The organism is Novosphingobium sp. NDB2Meth1, from assembly GCF_900117425.1.
Classification (GTDB): domain Bacteria; phylum Pseudomonadota; class Alphaproteobacteria; order Sphingomonadales; family Sphingomonadaceae; genus Novosphingobium.
Window position 1 is genome coordinate 168584 of record NZ_FPEH01000015.1, and the last position, 16000, is coordinate 184583.

The 16000-nt window shown below is 67.0% G+C and carries 18 protein-coding genes and 1 tRNA gene; 11 read left to right on the forward strand and 8 right to left on the reverse strand.

What is annotated here, in order from left to right:
* Nucleotides 1-9: 9 nt before the first annotated feature.
* The 6 genes from NDB2M1_RS10320 to NDB2M1_RS10345 are packed head-to-tail and all read right to left on the reverse strand — an operon-like array spanning nucleotide 10 to nucleotide 6264.
* On the reverse strand, nucleotides 10-390 hold the full coding sequence (locus tag NDB2M1_RS10320; protein WP_253185842.1) for a reverse transcriptase-like protein: 381 nt from the start codon (nucleotides 388-390) through the stop codon (nucleotides 10-12).
* Nucleotides 383-1171: an indole-3-glycerol phosphate synthase TrpC gene (gene trpC, locus NDB2M1_RS10325; protein ID WP_072382013.1), complete on the reverse strand. Its 789-nt coding sequence runs from the start codon at nucleotides 1169-1171 to the stop codon at nucleotides 383-385. The genes NDB2M1_RS10320 and trpC overlap by 8 nt, the downstream gene beginning before the upstream one ends.
* A complete protein-coding gene (gene trpD / locus NDB2M1_RS10330; protein WP_072382015.1) occupies nucleotides 1168-2163 on the reverse strand; it encodes an anthranilate phosphoribosyltransferase in 996 nt (331 codons plus the stop codon). Before trpD ends, trpC begins: the two co-directional genes overlap by 4 nt.
* Entirely contained in the window at nucleotides 2160-2756 is a 597-nt protein-coding gene (locus NDB2M1_RS10335; RefSeq protein WP_072382017.1) for an anthranilate synthase component II, read from the reverse strand. Before NDB2M1_RS10335 ends, trpD begins: the two co-directional genes overlap by 4 nt.
* 12 nt (nucleotides 2757-2768) lie before the next feature.
* Nucleotides 2769-4298 carry an anthranilate synthase component I family protein gene (locus NDB2M1_RS10340; protein ID WP_072382617.1) on the reverse strand — a complete coding sequence of 510 codons (1530 nt, stop codon included), beginning with the start codon at nucleotides 4296-4298 and terminating at the stop codon, nucleotides 2769-2771.
* 25 nt (nucleotides 4299-4323) lie between these two features.
* Complete coding sequence (locus NDB2M1_RS10345; protein ID WP_072382020.1) at nucleotides 4324-6264, reverse strand: SurA N-terminal domain-containing protein; 1941 nt, start codon at nucleotides 6262-6264, stop codon at nucleotides 4324-4326.
* A gap of 218 nt (nucleotides 6265-6482) precedes the next feature.
* Between NDB2M1_RS10345 and tpiA the strand changes: the two genes are divergently transcribed.
* The 5 genes from tpiA (at nucleotide 6483) to NDB2M1_RS10370 (ending at nucleotide 11676) form a co-directional block, all read left to right on the forward strand.
* On the forward strand, nucleotides 6483-7247 hold the full coding sequence (tpiA, locus tag NDB2M1_RS10350) for a triose-phosphate isomerase (protein ID WP_072382022.1): 765 nt from the start codon (nucleotides 6483-6485) through the stop codon (nucleotides 7245-7247).
* Nucleotides 7248-7338: 91 nt separating this feature from the next.
* On the forward strand, nucleotides 7339-7770 hold the full coding sequence (gene secG, locus NDB2M1_RS10355; protein ID WP_072382024.1) for a preprotein translocase subunit SecG: 432 nt from the start codon (nucleotides 7339-7341) through the stop codon (nucleotides 7768-7770).
* Between the two features lie 174 nt (nucleotides 7771-7944).
* Nucleotides 7945-9576, forward strand: a complete 1632-nt coding sequence (locus tag NDB2M1_RS10360) for a CTP synthase (RefSeq protein ID WP_072382026.1) — start codon at nucleotides 7945-7947, stop codon at nucleotides 9574-9576.
* Nucleotides 9577-9620: 44 nt separating this feature from the next.
* Nucleotides 9621-10304: a Crp/Fnr family transcriptional regulator gene (locus tag NDB2M1_RS10365; protein WP_072382028.1), complete on the forward strand. Its 684-nt coding sequence runs from the start codon at nucleotides 9621-9623 to the stop codon at nucleotides 10302-10304.
* 52 nt (nucleotides 10305-10356) lie between these two features.
* The gene (locus NDB2M1_RS10370) at nucleotides 10357-11676 is read left to right on the forward strand and encodes an alpha-amylase family glycosyl hydrolase (protein ID WP_072382030.1); all 1320 of its coding nucleotides are present in this window, start codon (nucleotides 10357-10359) and stop codon (nucleotides 11674-11676) included.
* A gap of 34 nt (nucleotides 11677-11710) precedes the next feature.
* Here the strand turns inward: NDB2M1_RS10370 and NDB2M1_RS10375 are convergent, their stop codons facing one another.
* Nucleotides 11711-12178 (reverse strand): Hsp20 family protein, encoded by a 468-nt coding sequence (locus NDB2M1_RS10375; protein WP_054120925.1) that lies wholly within the window; start codon nucleotides 12176-12178, stop codon nucleotides 11711-11713.
* 145 nt (nucleotides 12179-12323) lie between these two features.
* Between NDB2M1_RS10375 and grxC the strand changes: the two genes are divergently transcribed.
* From grxC to NDB2M1_RS10400, 5 genes are all read left to right on the forward strand, one after another.
* The gene (gene grxC, locus NDB2M1_RS10380) at nucleotides 12324-12602 is read left to right on the forward strand and encodes a glutaredoxin 3 (RefSeq protein ID WP_072382031.1); all 279 of its coding nucleotides are present in this window, start codon (nucleotides 12324-12326) and stop codon (nucleotides 12600-12602) included.
* 8 nt (nucleotides 12603-12610) lie between these two features.
* The gene (locus NDB2M1_RS10385) at nucleotides 12611-13429 is read left to right on the forward strand and encodes a carbon-nitrogen hydrolase family protein (RefSeq protein WP_072382619.1); all 819 of its coding nucleotides are present in this window, start codon (nucleotides 12611-12613) and stop codon (nucleotides 13427-13429) included.
* A gap of 5 nt (nucleotides 13430-13434) precedes the next feature.
* Nucleotides 13435-13914 (forward strand): DUF1178 family protein, encoded by a 480-nt coding sequence (locus NDB2M1_RS10390; RefSeq protein ID WP_072382033.1) that lies wholly within the window; start codon nucleotides 13435-13437, stop codon nucleotides 13912-13914.
* Between the two features lie 40 nt (nucleotides 13915-13954).
* Nucleotides 13955-14031: transfer RNA gene (locus NDB2M1_RS10395), tRNA-Arg, on the forward strand.
* A 67-nt stretch (nucleotides 14032-14098) separates the two neighbouring features.
* The gene (locus NDB2M1_RS10400) at nucleotides 14099-14626 is read left to right on the forward strand and encodes an iron uptake porin (RefSeq protein ID WP_072382035.1); all 528 of its coding nucleotides are present in this window, start codon (nucleotides 14099-14101) and stop codon (nucleotides 14624-14626) included.
* A 14-nt stretch (nucleotides 14627-14640) separates the two neighbouring features.
* On the opposite strand, the gene NDB2M1_RS10405 is transcribed toward NDB2M1_RS10400, so the two are convergent.
* Entirely contained in the window at nucleotides 14641-15504 is an 864-nt protein-coding gene (locus NDB2M1_RS10405) for a response regulator (RefSeq protein ID WP_072382037.1), read from the reverse strand.
* 249 nt (nucleotides 15505-15753) lie between these two features.
* On the opposite strand from NDB2M1_RS10405, the gene NDB2M1_RS10410 reads away from it, so the two are divergent.
* Nucleotides 15754-15999: a hypothetical protein gene (locus NDB2M1_RS10410; protein WP_054120930.1), complete on the forward strand. Its 246-nt coding sequence runs from the start codon at nucleotides 15754-15756 to the stop codon at nucleotides 15997-15999.
* The last annotated feature ends 1 nt before the right edge of the window (nucleotide 16000 follow it).

Sequence of the window (16000 nt, forward strand, 5' to 3'; positions counted from 1 at the left end):
TGATAGCCCTCAGCGCGGCCATCCTTTGGCGAGGGCTATCCCGGCGAGGTTCTGCGCCCGCTTGATGCGGCGGATGCGGACGCGGGTGAAGGCGGCGGCCTTGGCCAAATAGCTTGCGTGGAAGCTGGCGAAGGGACCGGGTTTCGCGGTGCCGCTGGCCTGCGCGACGATCAGTGCGGAATCGCCGAGCAGGACGATGTTTCGTGCGCCGAGCTCGCTGGCCACGTCGAGCGCGCCAAGCAGGGCCTGCCATTCGGCCTCGTCGTTGGTGCCGTGACCGATGTCGCAGCGGTGCCAGACTTGCCCGCGCGTGGCGACGGCGGTTTCCATCGGGCCGGGATTGGGGCGGCAGCCGCCGTCGAAGAACAGCTTGAGCGGTGCTTCAGGCACCGAGCAGCGCGCGGGTGGCGGCGGTGACATCCGCATGGCGCATCAGGCTCTCGCCGACGAGGAAGGCCCTGGCGCCGGATGCAGCCAGCGAGACGACGTCCGCATGGCTGTTGATGCCGCTTTCCGCCACGAGGAAGGCGCCTTCGGGCGCCAGCGGAGCGAGGCGCGCGGTGGTGCCGAGATCGGTGACGAAGCGCTTCAGATCGCGGTTGTTGACCCCGATAAGGCGCGAGTGGAGGCGGGCGGCGCGCTCCATCTCTTCCTCGTTGTGGACTTCGACGAGGACGTCCATGCCGTGCTCGCGCGCGGCGGCCTCGATCTCGGCCATCTGGCCGTCATCCAATGCCGCGACGATGATGAGGATGGCATCCGCCCCGATGGCGCGCGCTTCGGCGCACTGCCAAGGATCGACCATGAAATCCTTGCGCAGAACCGGCAGCGCGCAGGCGGCGCGGGCGGCGACGAGGTAGTCCTCGTGGCCTTGAAAGTACGGCGCGTCGGTGAGGACCGAGAGACAGGTGGCGCCGCCAGCCTCATAGGCGCGGGCGTGGGAAGGGGGATCGAAATCGGCGCGGATCAGGCCCTTGGAGGGGCTGGCCTTCTTGATTTCGGCGATGAGGGCGAAACCGGTTTCGGCGCGGCTGCGGAGCGCTGCTTCGAAGCCGCGCGGGGCGGATTGCTGCGAGGCGCGCGCGGCGAGATCGGCGAGAGAGGACGCGGCCTTGCGGGCGGCGACTTCCTCGCGCTTGGTGCCCATGATTTTGGTGAGCGTGTCGGTCATTTGAGGGCAGCGATCCAGCAGTTGAGGAGCGCGTTGGCAAGCCCCTTGTCGATGGCTTCGGCGGCTTCCTCTACCCCTTCGTGCCAATCGGCAGCTTCGCCCGCGACGATCAGCGCGGCGGCGGCGTTGAGGAGAACGGCGTCGCGGTAGGGGCCGGGCTCGCCCTGGAGGAGCGCGCGCAGGGCGGCCGCGTTGTAGGCGGGATCGCCGCCGCGCAGGGCATCGACCGGAGCGCCGGGGAGACCGGCGTCTGCAGGTGCGATACGGCGCATGAGGACGTTGCCGTCCTTCACTTCGGCGAGTTCATTGCCGCCCGCGAGGCTGAGCTCGTCGAGGCCTTCATCGCCCGAGACGACGAGGCTGTGATCGGTGCCAAGGCGGCGGATGGCTTCGGCATAGATCGGCACATAGGCCGGGCGCGCAATGCCGACGAGCTGGCGGCGCACGCCCGCCGGGTTGGCGAGCGGGCCCATCAGATTGAAGATCGTGCGGCGACCGAGCGCCTTGCGGATCGGGGCGATCCGCGCGAGCGCGGGATGGTGGCGCTGCGCGAAAAGGAAGCAGATGCCGAGATCGGCGAGGGTGAGTTCGGCGGTTTCGGCGGCGCGGTCGAGGTTGAGGCCGAGCGCTTCCAGGGTGTCTGCCGCGCCTGCCTTGCTGCTGGCAGCGCGGTTGCCGTGCTTGGCGACGGGGATGCCGCAGGCGGCGACGACGAGGCTGACGGCGGTGGAGACGTTGAGCGTGTGGTGCCCGTCACCTCCGGTGCCGCAGACGTCGATGGCATGGGCGGGGGCGCTGATCGGGATCATCCGGGCGCGCATGGCGCGGGCGGCCCCGGCGATTTCGGAAGCGGTTTCGCTGCGTTCGGCGAGCGCGATCAGGAACGGCGCGATGGTCTCGTCCGGCACCGTGCCATCGAGGATCGCGGCGAAGGCGGCTTCGGCTTCCGCCTCTTCCAGCGGGGCTTCGGTGACTTCGGGAAGGACCTTCATGCCGCGAGGTGCGTGGGCATCTTCGCGGTGATGCCGCACATCTTGAGGAAGTTGGCGAGGAGGGCGTGGCCGTGCTCGGTCGCAATCGATTCGGGATGGAACTGCACGCCGTGGATGGGGAGCGTCTTGTGGCGGAAGCCCATGGCGTGGCCGTCGTCGGATGTCGCGTTGACGACGAGGCTCTCGGGCACGTTCTCGACCACGAGGCTGTGATAGCGCGTCGCGGTGAAGGGCGAGGGGAGACCTTCGAACAGGCCGGTGCCGTCATGCGTCACGGGCGAGGTCTTGCCGTGCATCAGCCCGCCGCGCACCACTTGGCCGCCGAAATGCTGGCCGATCGACTGGTGGCCGAGGCAAACGCCGAGCAGCGGCACCCCCGCATCCGCCGCCGCGCCGACGAGATCGAGGCTGATGCCCGCTTCGTTGGGCGTGCAGGGGCCGGGCGAGATCAGAAACCCCTGCGCGCCGGTGGAGATGGCCTGCCCGGCGGACATCGCATCATTGCGCACGACATCCACCTTCGCGCCCATTTCCATGAGGTAGTGGACGAGGTTCCAGGTGAAGCTGTCGTAGTTGTCGATAACGAGGATCATACAGGGGGTGCCTTATTGGCCGAAGCGGGGTTCGGAGGCGACGCGCAGGGCTTCGCGGGCGGCGGCGAAGAGCGCGCCGGACTTGGCTTCGCATTCGCGCTGTTCGTAGGCGGGATCGCTGTCTGCGACGATGCCCGCGCCGGCCTGGACGTGGAGCACGCCGTCCTTGAGGACGCCGGTCCTGAGGACGATGCAGCTGTCGACCGAGCCGTCGGGAGCGAAATAGCCGACGCCTCCGGCATAGGCACCGCGGGTTTCGGGTTCGAGTTCGGCGATCACCTCGCAGGCGCGGACCTTGGGCGCGCCGCTGACGGTGCCGGCGGGGAAGCCTGCGAAGAGCGCGTCCACGCTGTCGGCCCGGGCGGTATCGAGCTTGCCGACCACGTTCGAGACGATGTGCATGACGTGGCTGTAGCGCTCGATCGTGTAGCTCTCGGTGACCTTGACCGTGCCGGCGGCGGCGACGCGGCCGACATCGTTGCGGCCGAGATCGAGCAGCATGAGGTGCTCGGCGCGTTCCTTGGGATCGGCGAGGAGGCTCTGCGCATTGGCGCGGTCTTCGGCTTCGGTACGCCCACGGGGGCGGGTCCCCGCGATTGGGCGGATCGTCACTTCGCCGTCGCGGATGCGCACGAGAATCTCGGGGCTCGAGCCGACGATGGCGAAGCCGGGGAGATCGAGGAAGTAGAGGAACGGCGAGGGGTTGATCCGGCGCAGCGAGCGGTAGAGCGCGGCAGGCGGCAGCGGGAAAGGCACGGTGAAACGCTGGGCGAGCACGACCTGGAAGATGTCACCGGCCTCGATGTAGTCCTTGGCGCGCAGGACCATGCGTTCGTAGTCGGCGGGGGCCATGACCGGGGTGCGTTCGGCGGGCTCGGCGGCGTCGAGGCGCGGGTCGGCGGGGACCGGGTCGGCGAGGCGGGCGAGCGCGGCGTCGATGCGGTCGGCCGCAGCGGCAACAAGGCGCTCGGGCGCGCTGCCGGTTGGCCAGACGGGGGCGACTGCGATGAGTTCGTCGGAAAGGCGATCGAACACGAGGACGACGCTGGGGCGCACGAACAGCATGTCCGGCAGCTGGAGCGGGCTGGCGGGCGCGCGGGGGAGCTTTTCGACGAGGCCGATGGTCTCGTAGCCGAAGTAGCCGACGAGGCAGGCGAGCGACTTGGGCAGGCCTTCGGGCACGTCGATGCGGCATTCGCCGACGAGGTTGCGCAAGGCGGTGAGCGCGGTTTCCGGATGCGGGGCGAAGGCCTCGCGGTCGGTCTGCCAATTGCGGTTGATCTCGGCAGCGGCTCCCTCGGCGCGGAACACGAGATCGGGATCGAGGCCGAGCAGGCTGTAGCGCCCGCGCACTTCGCCGCCTTCGACGGATTCGAGCAGGAAATCGCCGCGGCCGGGCTGCATCAGCTTGAGCGCGGCGCCAACGGGTGTCTCGGTATCGGCGATCAGCCCCCGCCAGACGAGCGCGGGGCGGCCAGCGGCGAGGGCAGTGCGCGCCGACGCGCCGCCATCGGGCAGGAGGCCGGCGATTCCGGGCTCCATCGTGTCCACTGCCGCCGCCACGGGCTTACTGGCCGCCGGTGAGCTGCGTGCGCAGCGCGGCGATGGCGGCGTCGTTGCGCTTCACGCCGACGGCGTCGCGCACCGCCATGCGCAGTTCGTCGACATATTCGCGGCCGGTGATCTGCCCAAGTTCGAACTTGGCGCGGCCGATGAACGGGTCGTCCGCCTTGAGCACGCCGGGGGTGATCCTGGTCAGCACGACCACGAGGAAACCGGCCTTGTCCGGCGCATCGAGCTTCTTGGCGGTGCCCTGCGCCATCTCGAACATCAGCGAGAGCGGCGCGGGGATCTTGGGCTGCATCGCATTGAGCTGCTCGCGCGGCATGTTGACCGCCTGGGCCGCCGGGACCGCGACGCCGAGGGTCTTGACCGCCTCGGCCAGCGGAACCTTCTTGGCGAGGGCGGCGAGGAGCTTGTCGGTGGCAGCCTTGGCAGCGCCGTAGCCGCGCGAGGTCTGGAGGTCGGCGGCGACCTTGTCCTTCACTTCGGCAAGCGGCGGCGGGGCGGCGGGGGTGATCTGGCCGACGTCGAAGATCACGAAACGCTCGCCGGGCTTGAGTTCGGCGACCTGCGGCTGGCCCTCGCGCTCCATGCCGAAGGCGGCCGGGAGCAGCGGGGTGACATCGGCGTTGGGCTTGATGTCGGGACGGCCCGGGACAGTGCCGTTGGCTTCGAGCGGATCGGTGGTGATGATCGTGAGCCCGGCGCTCTTGGCCACATCGGCAAGGCCGGTGCCGCTGCCGAAAGCATCGTCGAACTTGGCCGAGAGGTCGGACAGTGCGGCCTTGCGCTTTTCGGCGGTGATCGCGGTGACAATCTCTGCGCGCGCCTGCTCGAGCGACTTGCCGGGGACCTGCGTGACGCCGTCGAGCCGGATCACGTACCAGCCGAGCGCGCCCTTGGAGGGCTGGGCAAGCTTGCCCTGCGCGGCGCTGAACACCGCGTCGGCCACGGCGGTCGAGCCCTGGCTGGCGAGGTTCGCGCGGGTGATCGCCGGCACCTTGCGCGCCGTGAGCCCCTTGGCAGAAGCAGCCGCATCGATGGCCTTGCCGCCCGCGATTTCAGCCGAAAGCGCCTTGGCGGCGGCTTCGGTCGGCACGATCACTTGCGTGAAAGTGCGTGTTTCGGTCGGCGCATAAGTCGCGGCGTTGAGCTTGTAGCGCGCGGCGATCTCGGCATCGCTCGGCGCAGGGACGTTCTTGAGCGAGGTCTCGTCGAAGATCGCATAGCGGATCGTGCGGCGTTCGGGGCGCTGATAGCGCGCGCCATTCGCCTTGTAGTAGGCAGCGACATCGGTGTCCGTCGGCGGTGTCTTGGGCGCAAAGGCGGAGGAGGGGATCAACTGGATCTGGCCCTCGCGGCTTTCCTTGAGCACACCGGCGTAACGCATCGCCACGCTCTGCGGCATCGAGGAGCCGATTCCGGCGGGAATCAGGACCTGCCGCGCCATCAGCCCCTTGGCGAGATCATCGCGCAGAACCGCATCGGAAATGCCCTTCTGGCCGAGCAGCGCCTTGTAGGCAGTCTGGCTGAACTTGCCGTCGGCGCCCTGGAACGCGGGCATCTTGGCGATTTCGCTGTCAACCAGACGGTTGCTGACACCCATGCCGACGCTGCTCTGGCGCGCCCATTCCATCAGCGCGGCGCGGTCGATCAGGCTGTCGACGACCTGCTCGAGGGCGCCTTGCGCGACGAAGTCCTTCATCGTCACGGCGGGGCTGTCTGCGCGGGCGTTTTCCAGCGCGTTGGTCATCGACCGCTGCACATCGACCGTGCCGATATGAGCCGAACCGACAGTGGCCGCGCGGTCTGCATTGCCCGCGCCGCCGAACTTGGCGTTGGAAAGGTCAGCCCCCGCGAACGAGAGTGCGATGAGCCCCAGGAACACCAGCGCGAAGGCGACGCCGATACGGGACTTGGTCATGGAACGGATAAAGCCGAGCATCGGGGCCTGTCATTAGCAGTGATAGGTTCGGAGCAACTCCTTGGGGCGCATTAGGGGGCAATGCCAATTCCCGCAATGCCCTGCTCTTTGTGCGGGTTGGCTTCCTCCCGGAAGTTAACCACCAACTTTGCGTAACGCGCGCTTTGCAAACCGGGCTGCGGTTTGATAGCGGCCCGGGACATGAGGAGGAATCGCATAGTGATAGCGTGCAAGGTCCTATGAGCCAGCGTCCCTACATCGTCGGCAACTGGAAGATGAACGGCAGCCGGGCCATGCTCGCTGAAGCGCGCGCCATCGACCGTGCGGCGCAGCGCTATCCCGATGTGGAAATCGCGCTTGCGCCGCCGTTTCCGTTTTTGGGGCCGGTGCGCGAGGCGGTCTCGGCAATCGGCGTCGGCGGGCAGGATTGCCACACTGCGGCCAAGGGCGCGCATACGGGCGACGTATCGGCTGCCATGCTGGCGGACATCGGCGCGGACTTCGTGATTCTGGGCCACAGCGAGCGCCGCCGCGACCATGGCGAGACCGATGCGCTCGTGCGCGCCAAGGCCGAAGCCGCGCTGGCGGCGGGCCTGAGCGTGATCATCTGCGTGGGCGAGACGCTGGACGAACGCGATGCGGGCAAGGCCGAGGCGGTTGTTTCCGCGCAGGTCGACGGTTCGGTGCCTGCTGGCGAAAGCGCCGCCGTTGCCGCTGGTCGGCTCGCGCTGGCCTATGAACCGGTCTGGGCGATCGGCACGGGCCGTGTGGCGGCGGTGGAAGACGTTGTCGCGATGCACGCCGCTGTCGGCGCGCGGCTGGCCGCGATCTTCAGCGAAGATGCGGACAAGGTGCGCATTCTCTACGGCGGCTCGGTCAACGGCGAAAACGCGGCGGGCCTGCTTGCAGCAGACGGCGTGCGCGGCGCGCTGGTGGGCGGCGCGAGCCTGACTGCCGACGCCTTCCTGCCGATCGTGGCGGCGGCTTCGCAGCCGGAAGGCTGATCCCTTCCGGGTTGTGCCGGGCCCTCCTGCGCCCTTGCACGCGGAGCCCCTACGCCCTAGATGCGGCCCATTCTTTTCAGGTTGACCCGCGATGTCTCTCTTCATTTTCCTTACCGTCGTGCAGGCGCTGGTGGCTGCCGCGCTCGTCGGCGTGATTCTCATCCAGAAGTCGGAAGGCGGCGGCCTCGGCGTGGGCGGCAGCCCGGCGGGCTTCATGTCGGCGCGCGGCGCTGCCGATTTCCTGACCCGCGCCACGACGGTGCTGGCGACCCTGTTCGTCGGACTCAGCATCCTGCTGGCCGCGCTCGCGGTGGGTACGACTTCGGGCCGCGAGATCGATACGTCGCTGCAGCGGACCGCGCCGGCCATTCCGGCAGACCCGCTGGCGCCGGCGCAGGGCGTTCCGGCGGCTGGTCCGGCTGAAACGCAGCCTGCTCCTGCTGCGGCACCGGCAGCACCCGCCAAGAGCGCCCCGGCGAAGGGAGCGGCGGCCGATCCGCTTGCGGGCGGCGCCAAGCAGTAAGGCATAGACGCCGGACTTTCCGGCACCATTTCACCTGTGCTCCTGGCCGCTCGCGTGGCGGACGGGAGCACGTGTTTGTTTTCAAGAGCTTCCGCTCCGCCTGTGGATTGCGACCGGGAATCCGGCGCAGACCGCTTGCGCATGCAGAGCCTAAGACGGTAAGGCCCACCTCCCATGGCGCGGTTCATTTTCATCACCGGCGGCGTGGTTTCCTCGCTTGGCAAGGGCCTCATGGCAGCGAGCCTCGCGGCGCTGCTGCAGGCGCGCGGCTTCCGGGTGCGAATCCGCAAGTTCGACCCCTATCTCAACGTCGATCCGGGCACGATGAGCCCCTACCAGCACGGCGAAGTCTTCGTGACCGACGACGGCGCTGAGACGGACCTCGATCTGGGGCACTACGAGCGCTTCACCGGCGTTTCAGCGCGCCAGTCGGACAACATCACTTCGGGCCGCATCTACCGCGACATCATCGCCAAGGAGCGCCGCGGCGATTACCTAGGCGCGACGGTGCAGGTGATCCCGCACGTGACCGACGCGATCAAGACCTTCGCCAAGGACGAGACCGACGACCTCGACTTCGTGCTGTGCGAGATCGGCGGCACGGTGGGCGATATCGAGAGCCTGCCGTTCATCGAGGCGATCCGCCAGCTGCGCAACGAACTGGGCCGCGAGGCGACCTGCTTCGTCCACGTGACGCTGGTGCCCTATATCGCCGCGGCGGGCGAGCTGAAGACCAAACCGACCCAGCATTCGGTGCGCGAGCTGACGGGACTTGGCATCCAGCCCGATATCCTGCTCTGCCGCTGCGAGAAGCCGCTGCCGGACAACGAGCGGGCGAAAATCGCTCTGTTCTGCAACGTGCGCAAGGAAGCGGTGATCCCGGCGCTCGATGCGAGCAGCATCTATTCGGTGCCGCTGCAGTACCATGGCGAAGGGCTCGACTCGGAAGTGCTGCGGCATTTCGGGCTTGGTAGTGCGGAGCCTGTGCTGTCGCGCTGGACCGACATCGTCGACCGCCACCAGAACCCCGAAGGCGAAGTGACCATTGGCGTCGTCGGCAAGTATGTCGGCCTGCAGGATGCCTACAAGTCGCTGAACGAGGCGCTGGTGCATGGCGGCATGGCGAACCGGGTGAAGGTCAATATCCGCTGGATCGACGCCGAGATCTTCGAGAAGGACGACGCCGAGATCGCGGCCTATCTGGAACCGATGCACGGCATTCTGGTGCCCGGCGGCTTCGGCGAGCGCGGAACCGAAGGCAAGATCGCCAGCGTGCGCTTTGCGCGAGAGCGGGGCGTGCCGTTCTTCGGCATCTGCCTCGGCATGCAGATGGCCTGCATCGAAGGCGCGCGGAACCTTGCCGGGATCGAAGGCGCCAGCTCTACCGAGTTCGGGCCTTCGGAAGAGCCTGTGGTCGGCATCATCACCGAGTGGATGACGCCCGAGGGCCTTGAAACGCGCGCGGCAGGCGGCGATCTGGGCGGCACGATGCGGCTTGGCGCCTATGAGGCGCAGCTTTCGGGCAACAGCCATGTCGCGCAGATCTACGGTTCGAACGCGATCAGCGAGCGGCACCGCCACCGCTACGAAGTCAACGTGGCCTACCGCGAGCGACTGGAGGCGAAGGGCCTCGTCTTCTCGGGCATGTCGCCCGACGGCCTGCTGCCGGAAATCGTCGAGCGGCCGGACCATCCGTGGTTTATCGGGGTGCAGTTCCATCCCGAGCTGAAGAGCCGCCCGTTCGAGCCGCATCCGCTGTTCAAGAGCTTTATCACCGCTGCCGTGAAGCAGGCCAGATTGGTCTGAGGGCCTCGTCTGATCGGGCGGGCGGCGCCAGAGGGGGACTTTGCATGGACGCTGCCACACTCGCCCAAATGCTCAGCGCGCAGAGCCTGCTGGCGGGATGCGCTGCAGAGGAGCTGGCCGATATCGCCGCGCGGGGCACGGTGCGCAGCTTCAAGCCCGGCACCTCGATCATCCTGCAGGGCGATCCGGGCGACACATTGTGGATCGTGCTGAAGGGCCTCGCGCGGGTGAGCATGGTGGCCGCCAATGGCCGCGAGATCGTGCTCGATTATGCCGAGCGCGGCGCGGTGCTGGGGGAGATCGCGTTTCTCGATGGCGGCGAGCGGACGGCGACGGTCGAGGCGATCGAGCCGGTCGAGGCGCTGGGGCTGACGCGCGCGGCCTTTGGCGAGATCGTCGGCAAGCATCAGGGCCTCGCGATGCGGCTGCTGCAGGCGATGGCGCGGCGGCTCAGGCAGAACAACACGGTGATCGAGGCAGACCGCGCCTATACCTCGGGGCCGCGGCTGGCGCGCTTCCTGCTGCGGCTGATGATGGGCGGCGAGGATGAGACGCGGCTGAAGATCGCGCTGAGCCAGGGCGAACTCGGCAACTTCGCCGGCATGTCGCGCGAGCAGATCAACCGCCAGCTTTCGGCGTGGGCGGACGGCGGGATCGTCGCGCTCAAGAGCGGGCAGGTGACGGTGCTCGACCGCGAGGCGCTCGTCGATATTGCCGAGGCTTGGTAAGCGTATACGAATACACAGTTTCCGTCGGGACGGTGCACGGTACCATGGCGGCATGATCCGCCATCTCACGCTCGCCGCGCTGCTTGCGCTACCCGGTCTCGCTCATGCCGAGCAGCCCCTGCCGATCACCGACGGGGTCAGCGCGGTCAAGCATCCCGCATGGTCGAAGCGGGCGACGATCTACGAAGTCAACATCCGGCAATACACGCCGGAAGGCACCTTCCGCGCCTTCGAGCGGCACTTGCCGCGCCTGCGCAAGATGGGGGTGGATGTGCTGTGGATCATGCCGGTCAACCCGATTGCGAAGAAGGAACGCAAGGGCTCGCTCGGCAGCTATTACGCGGTGAGCGACTACCTCGCGGTGAACCCGGAATACGGCGACATGGCCGACTTCAAGCATCTGGTGGCGCAGGCGCACCGGCAAGGGTTCAAGGTGATCCTCGACTGGGTGGCGAACCATACGGGGTGGGACCATGTCTGGACCCGCGAGCATCCTGACTGGTACAAGCGCAACGCGGCGGGCGAGCTTGAGGGGTATCACTATACCGACCTCAGCGACCACCACGAGGAAACCTGGGCCGATGTGATCGGGCTCGACTACAGCAAGCAGGCCGTGCGCGACGGGATGATCGCGGCGATGGCGTTCTGGCTGAAGGAAGCCGATATCGACGGGTTCCGCTGCGATGTGGCGTGGACCCTTCCGGTAGCGTTCTGGGAGCAGGCGCGGGCCGAACTCGATGCGGTGAAGCCGGTGTTCATGCTGGCCGAGGCCGATACGCCCGAAATGCAGGCGCGCGCCTTCGACATGACCTATGACTGGAAGCTCTATCACCTGCTGATCGATGTCGCGAAAGGCAAGGCGGATGCGCGCGATCTGGCAAAGCACTATACGGCGCCGGCGCGGGTCTATCCGGCGGGTGCGATGCGGATGACTTTCACCAGCAACCACGACGAGAATTCGTGGAACGGCACCGACAAGGAGCTTTATGGCGACGGTGCCGACGCTATGGCCGTGCTGGCGGCGACGCTGCCGGGCATGCCGCTGGTCTATTCAGGACAGGAAGATGGGCTGAACAAGCGCCTCAAGTTCTTCGACAAGGATCCGATCGTGTGGGGCAAGCATGCCCGCGCGCCGTTCTATGCCTCGCTGCTGGCGCTGAAGCACGCGCATCCGGCGCTGACGAGCGAGCATGTGCCGGGCAATCTCGAACTGATCGAGACGGGCAACCCCAATGTCTTCGCGTTTCGCCGGATCAAGGGCGCGGACCGGGTACGGGTTGAGGTCAACGTCTCGGGTGAGGCGCAGCGCTATACCGTGGCGGGGAAGGCGCGCAGCCTCGCGCCCTGGCGCTGGGTGATAGCGGCCAAATAGGGGGCGGCCCCGCGGGACCGCCCCTCTGTTCGGCTTACGCGGCGGCGCTGCTGTCGCCTTCGACGACGGTGAGCGGCTTGGCGTTGCTGCCGCCGATCAGCACCTTCTTGGGCTTCATCGCCTCGGGCACTTCGCGCACGAGATCGATCACGAGCAGGCCGTCAGCAAGGTCAGCGCTTTCGACGCGGACGAAATCGGCAAGCTCGAACCGGCGCTCGAACGCGCGGTTGGCGATGCCGACGTGGAGGAAGTGGCCGTCCTGCGCCTCGGTACGCTGGCCCTTGATCACCAGGAGGTTCTGCTGCGCGGTGATGTCGAGGTCGTGCGGCTTGAACCCGGCGACGGCGAGCGTGATGCGATATTCGTCATCGCCGCGGCGTTCGATGTTGAACGGAGGGTAATTGTCGCCGGCATTGGCACGGGCCTGGCGTTCGAGCAGGTCGAACAGGCGGTCAAAGCCCACGGTGGAGCGGCGATAGGGGGTGAAGTCGAAACGTTCCATGGTTGCAATCCTCGTGCTTGAGCAATTGGCATTCGGGCCGGACCCGAAATGGCGCCCGGCGGTTCTCTTGTGGCCATGCCCGCCTTGCGGCGCATGACACGAACAACCATGTGTGTTAGCGATTTTGCGTTTTCAAGAGGTCCCCATGAGCGAAGCTGCCAACCCCACTGCCACTGTCGAGATCTACACCAAGTGGGGCTGCCCCTATTGCAGCCGCGCGCTGGCGCTGCTCGGCCGCAAGGGCGTGAACGTCACCGAATACGACATCACGTTTGGCGGCGAAAAGCGCAAGGAGATGCTCGAGCGCGCGCCGGAAGCAATGACCGTGCCGCAGATTTTCATCAACGGCCGGCATGTCGGTGGTTCGGACGATCTGGCGGCGCTGGACGCGGCGGGCGAGCTTGATCCCATGCTCGCGGCATGAGCGCTGACATGCGGCGCGTCGCGCTGCTGCAGATGACGACGGGGATCGACCCCGTTGCCAATGCATCGACCATGGCGCGCGCGGCGGAGCAGGCGGCGGGTGAGGGGGCACTGATGCTGTTCACGCCCGAAATGTCCGGCCTGCTCGATCGGGACCGCGCGCGTGGCAGCCGCCATGTGGTGGCGGAAGACGAAAGCCCGGTGCTGGCCGAAGTCCGCAATGCGGCCACAAAGGCGGGTATCTGGGTCCATATCGGCAGCCTTGCGGTGCAGGCGGACGGCACGCGGTGGGCCAACCGGGCCTTCGTGATCACGCCGACGGGCGACATTGCGGCGCGCTATGACAAGATCCACATGTTCGATGTCGATCTGGCAACGGGCGAGACCTGGCGCGAATCCGCCGCCTATCAGCCGGGCGAGGCGGTGGTGACGGTGGACGACACGCCGCTGGGGCGGCTGGGCCTTGCCATCTGCTACGACATCCGGTTCCCTGCGCTGTTCGAGGCGCTGGGGCAGAAACGCTGCGATACCATCGCCATCCCGGCCGCTTTCACCGTGCCGACGGGCCGCGCGCATTGGCATCTGATGCAGCGGGCGCGGGCGGTCGAGGCCAGCGCTTTCGTGGTATCAGCTGCACAAGTGGGCCGGCACGAAGATGGGCGCGAGACCTATGGGCACAGCCTGGTGGTCGATCCTTGGGGCGATGTGGTGCTCGACATGGGCGGCGAGGGCGGTCTGGGTTTCGCCGATGTGGACCTTGCCCGAATTGCCGAGGTGCGCGCGCAGGTGCCCAGTCTTGCCAACCGGCGGCCGATCCCTACATCCTGATCAAGATGATTGTATTCGATCTTGAATGCCGTGCGGGCGGACACCGGTTCGAGGGGTGGTTCGCCAGTTCCGAGGACTTTGCAAGCCAGCAGACACGCGGGCTGGTGACGTGCCCGACGTGTGGCGCGCCCGAGGTGGAGAAGGCGCTTTCCGCGCCGCGCCTGACGCGCAAGAGCAACCAGCTGCCCGCAGTTTCCGCCAAGCCGCGAGCCGAACCGGCGCAGCCTGTTGCCTCCGGGCCGCTGCCGCCCGAGGCGGTGGCGATGCTCAAGGCCGTCGCGGCAGTGCAGACCGAAATGCTCAAGTCTTCGACCTGGGTGGGCGAGAACTTTGCCGAGGACGCGCGGGCGATGCACTATGGCGAGAAGGATCACGCGATGATCCACGGTCGCGCCAGCCCCGCCGAGGTGCAAGGCCTGATCGAGGAAGGCGTCCCCGTTGCGCCGGTGATCGTGCCGGTCGTGCCGCCGGGTGAGGTCAACTGATTGCCAGCGGCGCCTGCCGTGCGTAAAGGGCAGGGCAGGGGCGCCCGTAGCTCAGCAGGATAGAGCACCAGATTCCTAATCTGGGGGCCGTGGGTTCGAATCCCGCCGGGCGCACCACACTTCATCGATTGTTCTTGCCGCAGCCTTCCCGTACCTTCGCCGGTCGAATTGTCGGGGAAGCGAGATGCTGAAGCGGTTGCTGCCTGGGTTCCTGCTCGTCGTCTCAGTGCCGCTTTCGGCGCAGGTTACCTCGTTGGGCCAGCAGGGTGATGTCAGGCCGACCGATCCGGCGTTTCTCGCCCTGCAGCGGCTGGTGGAACACAATGGCTGCATTACGGGCTATCCCGATGCCACCTATAGGGGCAACCGTCCGCTGAGTCGTTACGAGTTTGCCGCCGGGCTCAATGCCTGCGCTGACCGGGTGCGGCAATTGACCGCTTCGGGGCAGGCGGTGGGCAGTCAGGATCAGGCGGATCTGGCAATGCTGGAGCGGGAGTTTGCATCCGAGCTTGCGACGCTGCGCGGTCGGGTCGGCGCGCTTGAGGAGCGGACGGGCAAGCTTGAGAAGCAGCAGTTCAGCACGACGACGAAGCTCACCCCGCCCGGCGACTTTCAGTTTGGCCAACCCGGCACTCCGCCGGCCAATCCGCGCAAGTTTCAGAAGCGGAAGCGCAAACAGCCGCCCGTGGCGGACGGTTCGGGCGGGAACTGACCGCGCAGAGAGGATCAGACGCCGACGCGGTCCCTCAGATAGGTCAGGTACTGGCGCATCGCGTCCATCGCCTCGTCGTTGATGGCGAGGAGATCGCGGCGGCGGTCGAGCGGGTCGGACCAGCGGCGGATAAGGCCCATGTCGACGAGGCTGCGGATCTGGCGCAGTGCGGTGCTCATCGGCACGCCGGCGGCCTGGCACACGCTGGAGACGGGGACGGTCTTCTGCTCGAGTCGCGCCGAGGTCAGATCGAGGAGAATATCCCACATCGGATCGGAGAACAGCGCCGGGTTGAGGAACTGGCCGCGCTGTTCGCGCATGCGCACCAGCTTGCGGGTGATCTTGAGCAGTTCAGCATCATCGACCGGGGCGAGCGGCGTGGACGGAGAGGCCGGCTGGCCCAAATCGCCAGGCGGCGCGCGCAGGCTGGCGCTGAGCGCGGCCAGCGAGCGTTCTCCGCACAGCCGCAGCCACTTGCGCATGGCGCGGCGCAGCGCGGCGGCAAGATCATCGCGGGAGACGGGTTTGGTGAGAAAATCAGCTGCTTCGTTGCGCATGGCGGCGACGGCGACATCGATGCTGCCGAAGCCGGTGATGACCAGCGTGACCAGCGGGCGCTGCGAAGCAAAACGGGAAGACAACTCGTCAAGCAGCGACAGGCCGGTCATGCCCGGCATCTGGACGTCCGTCACCACGATGCCGATGGTCTCGTCCTCGGCAATCGTGCGCAGGGCGGAGGCCGCATCGAGCGCATAGCCGCACTGGTATCCGAGCAGGTGCGCCGCTTCGACGACCTCCTCGGCCGTCGCCCGGTCGTCATCGACAACCAGGATCCGGCACTGTGCGTTGTCCCGCTCTGCAATTGCTTTCGCGTTCATGATCCTGCGTTGTATATCGTTTGTAACGGAGAATTACATCCGGTTTGAATTTTGTTCCCGTCAATTCAGCGCATGTCGAATGCAATCGCATCAATCAACGCCGGATTGGTGCCAATGTGGCACCGATGCGTGTCGATTGGATCACGGTAAATGCCTAGAACTACCGCCAAACTACCGTCCATGCTTAGTATTCGGTAATCAGTGCGATTTATGTGGGAGAACGGTAGCTTGGCGGGGGCTCAAATAGACATGGCGATTGAGAACGTTTCCAAGGTTTCGGACTGTCTGCATGAGCTGCGCCAGCCGCTCAATGTGATCGGGCTTGCCACCGGCAACTTGCGATCGGCGCTGTGCCCCGGCCTCTCGCGAGAGCAGGCCGACTACCTGAGCGCGAAGCTCGACCGGATCGACGAGCAGGTCACGCGGGTTTCGGCGCTGGCCGACCAGTTGGCGGCGGCGGCACAGGATGCGATTGCTGCGAAGCTGCAGGCCTGAG

Excerpts from the sequence above, each read along its gene's own strand:
- trpC (WP_072382013.1), bottom strand. The coding sequence starts at position 1,171 with ATGACCGACACGCTCACCAAAATCATGGGCACCAAGCGCGAGGAAGTC.
- trpD (WP_072382015.1), bottom strand. The coding sequence starts at position 2,163 with ATGAAGGTCCTTCCCGAAGTCACCGAAGCCCCGCTGGAAGAGGCGGAA.
- NDB2M1_RS10335 (WP_072382017.1), bottom strand. The coding sequence starts at position 2,756 with ATGATCCTCGTTATCGACAACTACGACAGCTTCACCTGGAACCTCGTC.
- NDB2M1_RS10340 (WP_072382617.1), bottom strand. The coding sequence starts at position 4,298 with ATGGAGCCCGGAATCGCCGGCCTCCTGCCCGATGGCGGCGCGTCGGCG.
- NDB2M1_RS10345 (WP_072382020.1), bottom strand. The coding sequence starts at position 6,264 with ATGCTCGGCTTTATCCGTTCCATGACCAAGTCCCGTATCGGCGTCGCC.
- tpiA (WP_072382022.1), top strand. The coding sequence starts at position 6,483 with ATGAGCCAGCGTCCCTACATCGTCGGCAACTGGAAGATGAACGGCAGC.
- secG (WP_072382024.1), top strand. The coding sequence starts at position 7,339 with ATGTCTCTCTTCATTTTCCTTACCGTCGTGCAGGCGCTGGTGGCTGCC.
- NDB2M1_RS10360 (WP_072382026.1), top strand. The coding sequence starts at position 7,945 with ATGGCGCGGTTCATTTTCATCACCGGCGGCGTGGTTTCCTCGCTTGGC.
- NDB2M1_RS10365 (WP_072382028.1), top strand. The coding sequence starts at position 9,621 with ATGGACGCTGCCACACTCGCCCAAATGCTCAGCGCGCAGAGCCTGCTG.
- NDB2M1_RS10370 (WP_072382030.1), top strand. The coding sequence starts at position 10,357 with ATGATCCGCCATCTCACGCTCGCCGCGCTGCTTGCGCTACCCGGTCTC.
- NDB2M1_RS10375 (WP_054120925.1), bottom strand. The coding sequence starts at position 12,178 with ATGGAACGTTTCGACTTCACCCCCTATCGCCGCTCCACCGTGGGCTTT.
- grxC (WP_072382031.1), top strand. The coding sequence starts at position 12,324 with ATGAGCGAAGCTGCCAACCCCACTGCCACTGTCGAGATCTACACCAAG.
- NDB2M1_RS10385 (WP_072382619.1), top strand. The coding sequence starts at position 12,611 with ATGCGGCGCGTCGCGCTGCTGCAGATGACGACGGGGATCGACCCCGTT.
- NDB2M1_RS10390 (WP_072382033.1), top strand. The coding sequence starts at position 13,435 with ATGATTGTATTCGATCTTGAATGCCGTGCGGGCGGACACCGGTTCGAG.
- NDB2M1_RS10400 (WP_072382035.1), top strand. The coding sequence starts at position 14,099 with ATGCTGAAGCGGTTGCTGCCTGGGTTCCTGCTCGTCGTCTCAGTGCCG.
- NDB2M1_RS10405 (WP_072382037.1), bottom strand. The coding sequence starts at position 15,504 with ATGAACGCGAAAGCAATTGCAGAGCGGGACAACGCACAGTGCCGGATC.
- NDB2M1_RS10410 (WP_054120930.1), top strand. The coding sequence starts at position 15,754 with ATGGCGATTGAGAACGTTTCCAAGGTTTCGGACTGTCTGCATGAGCTG.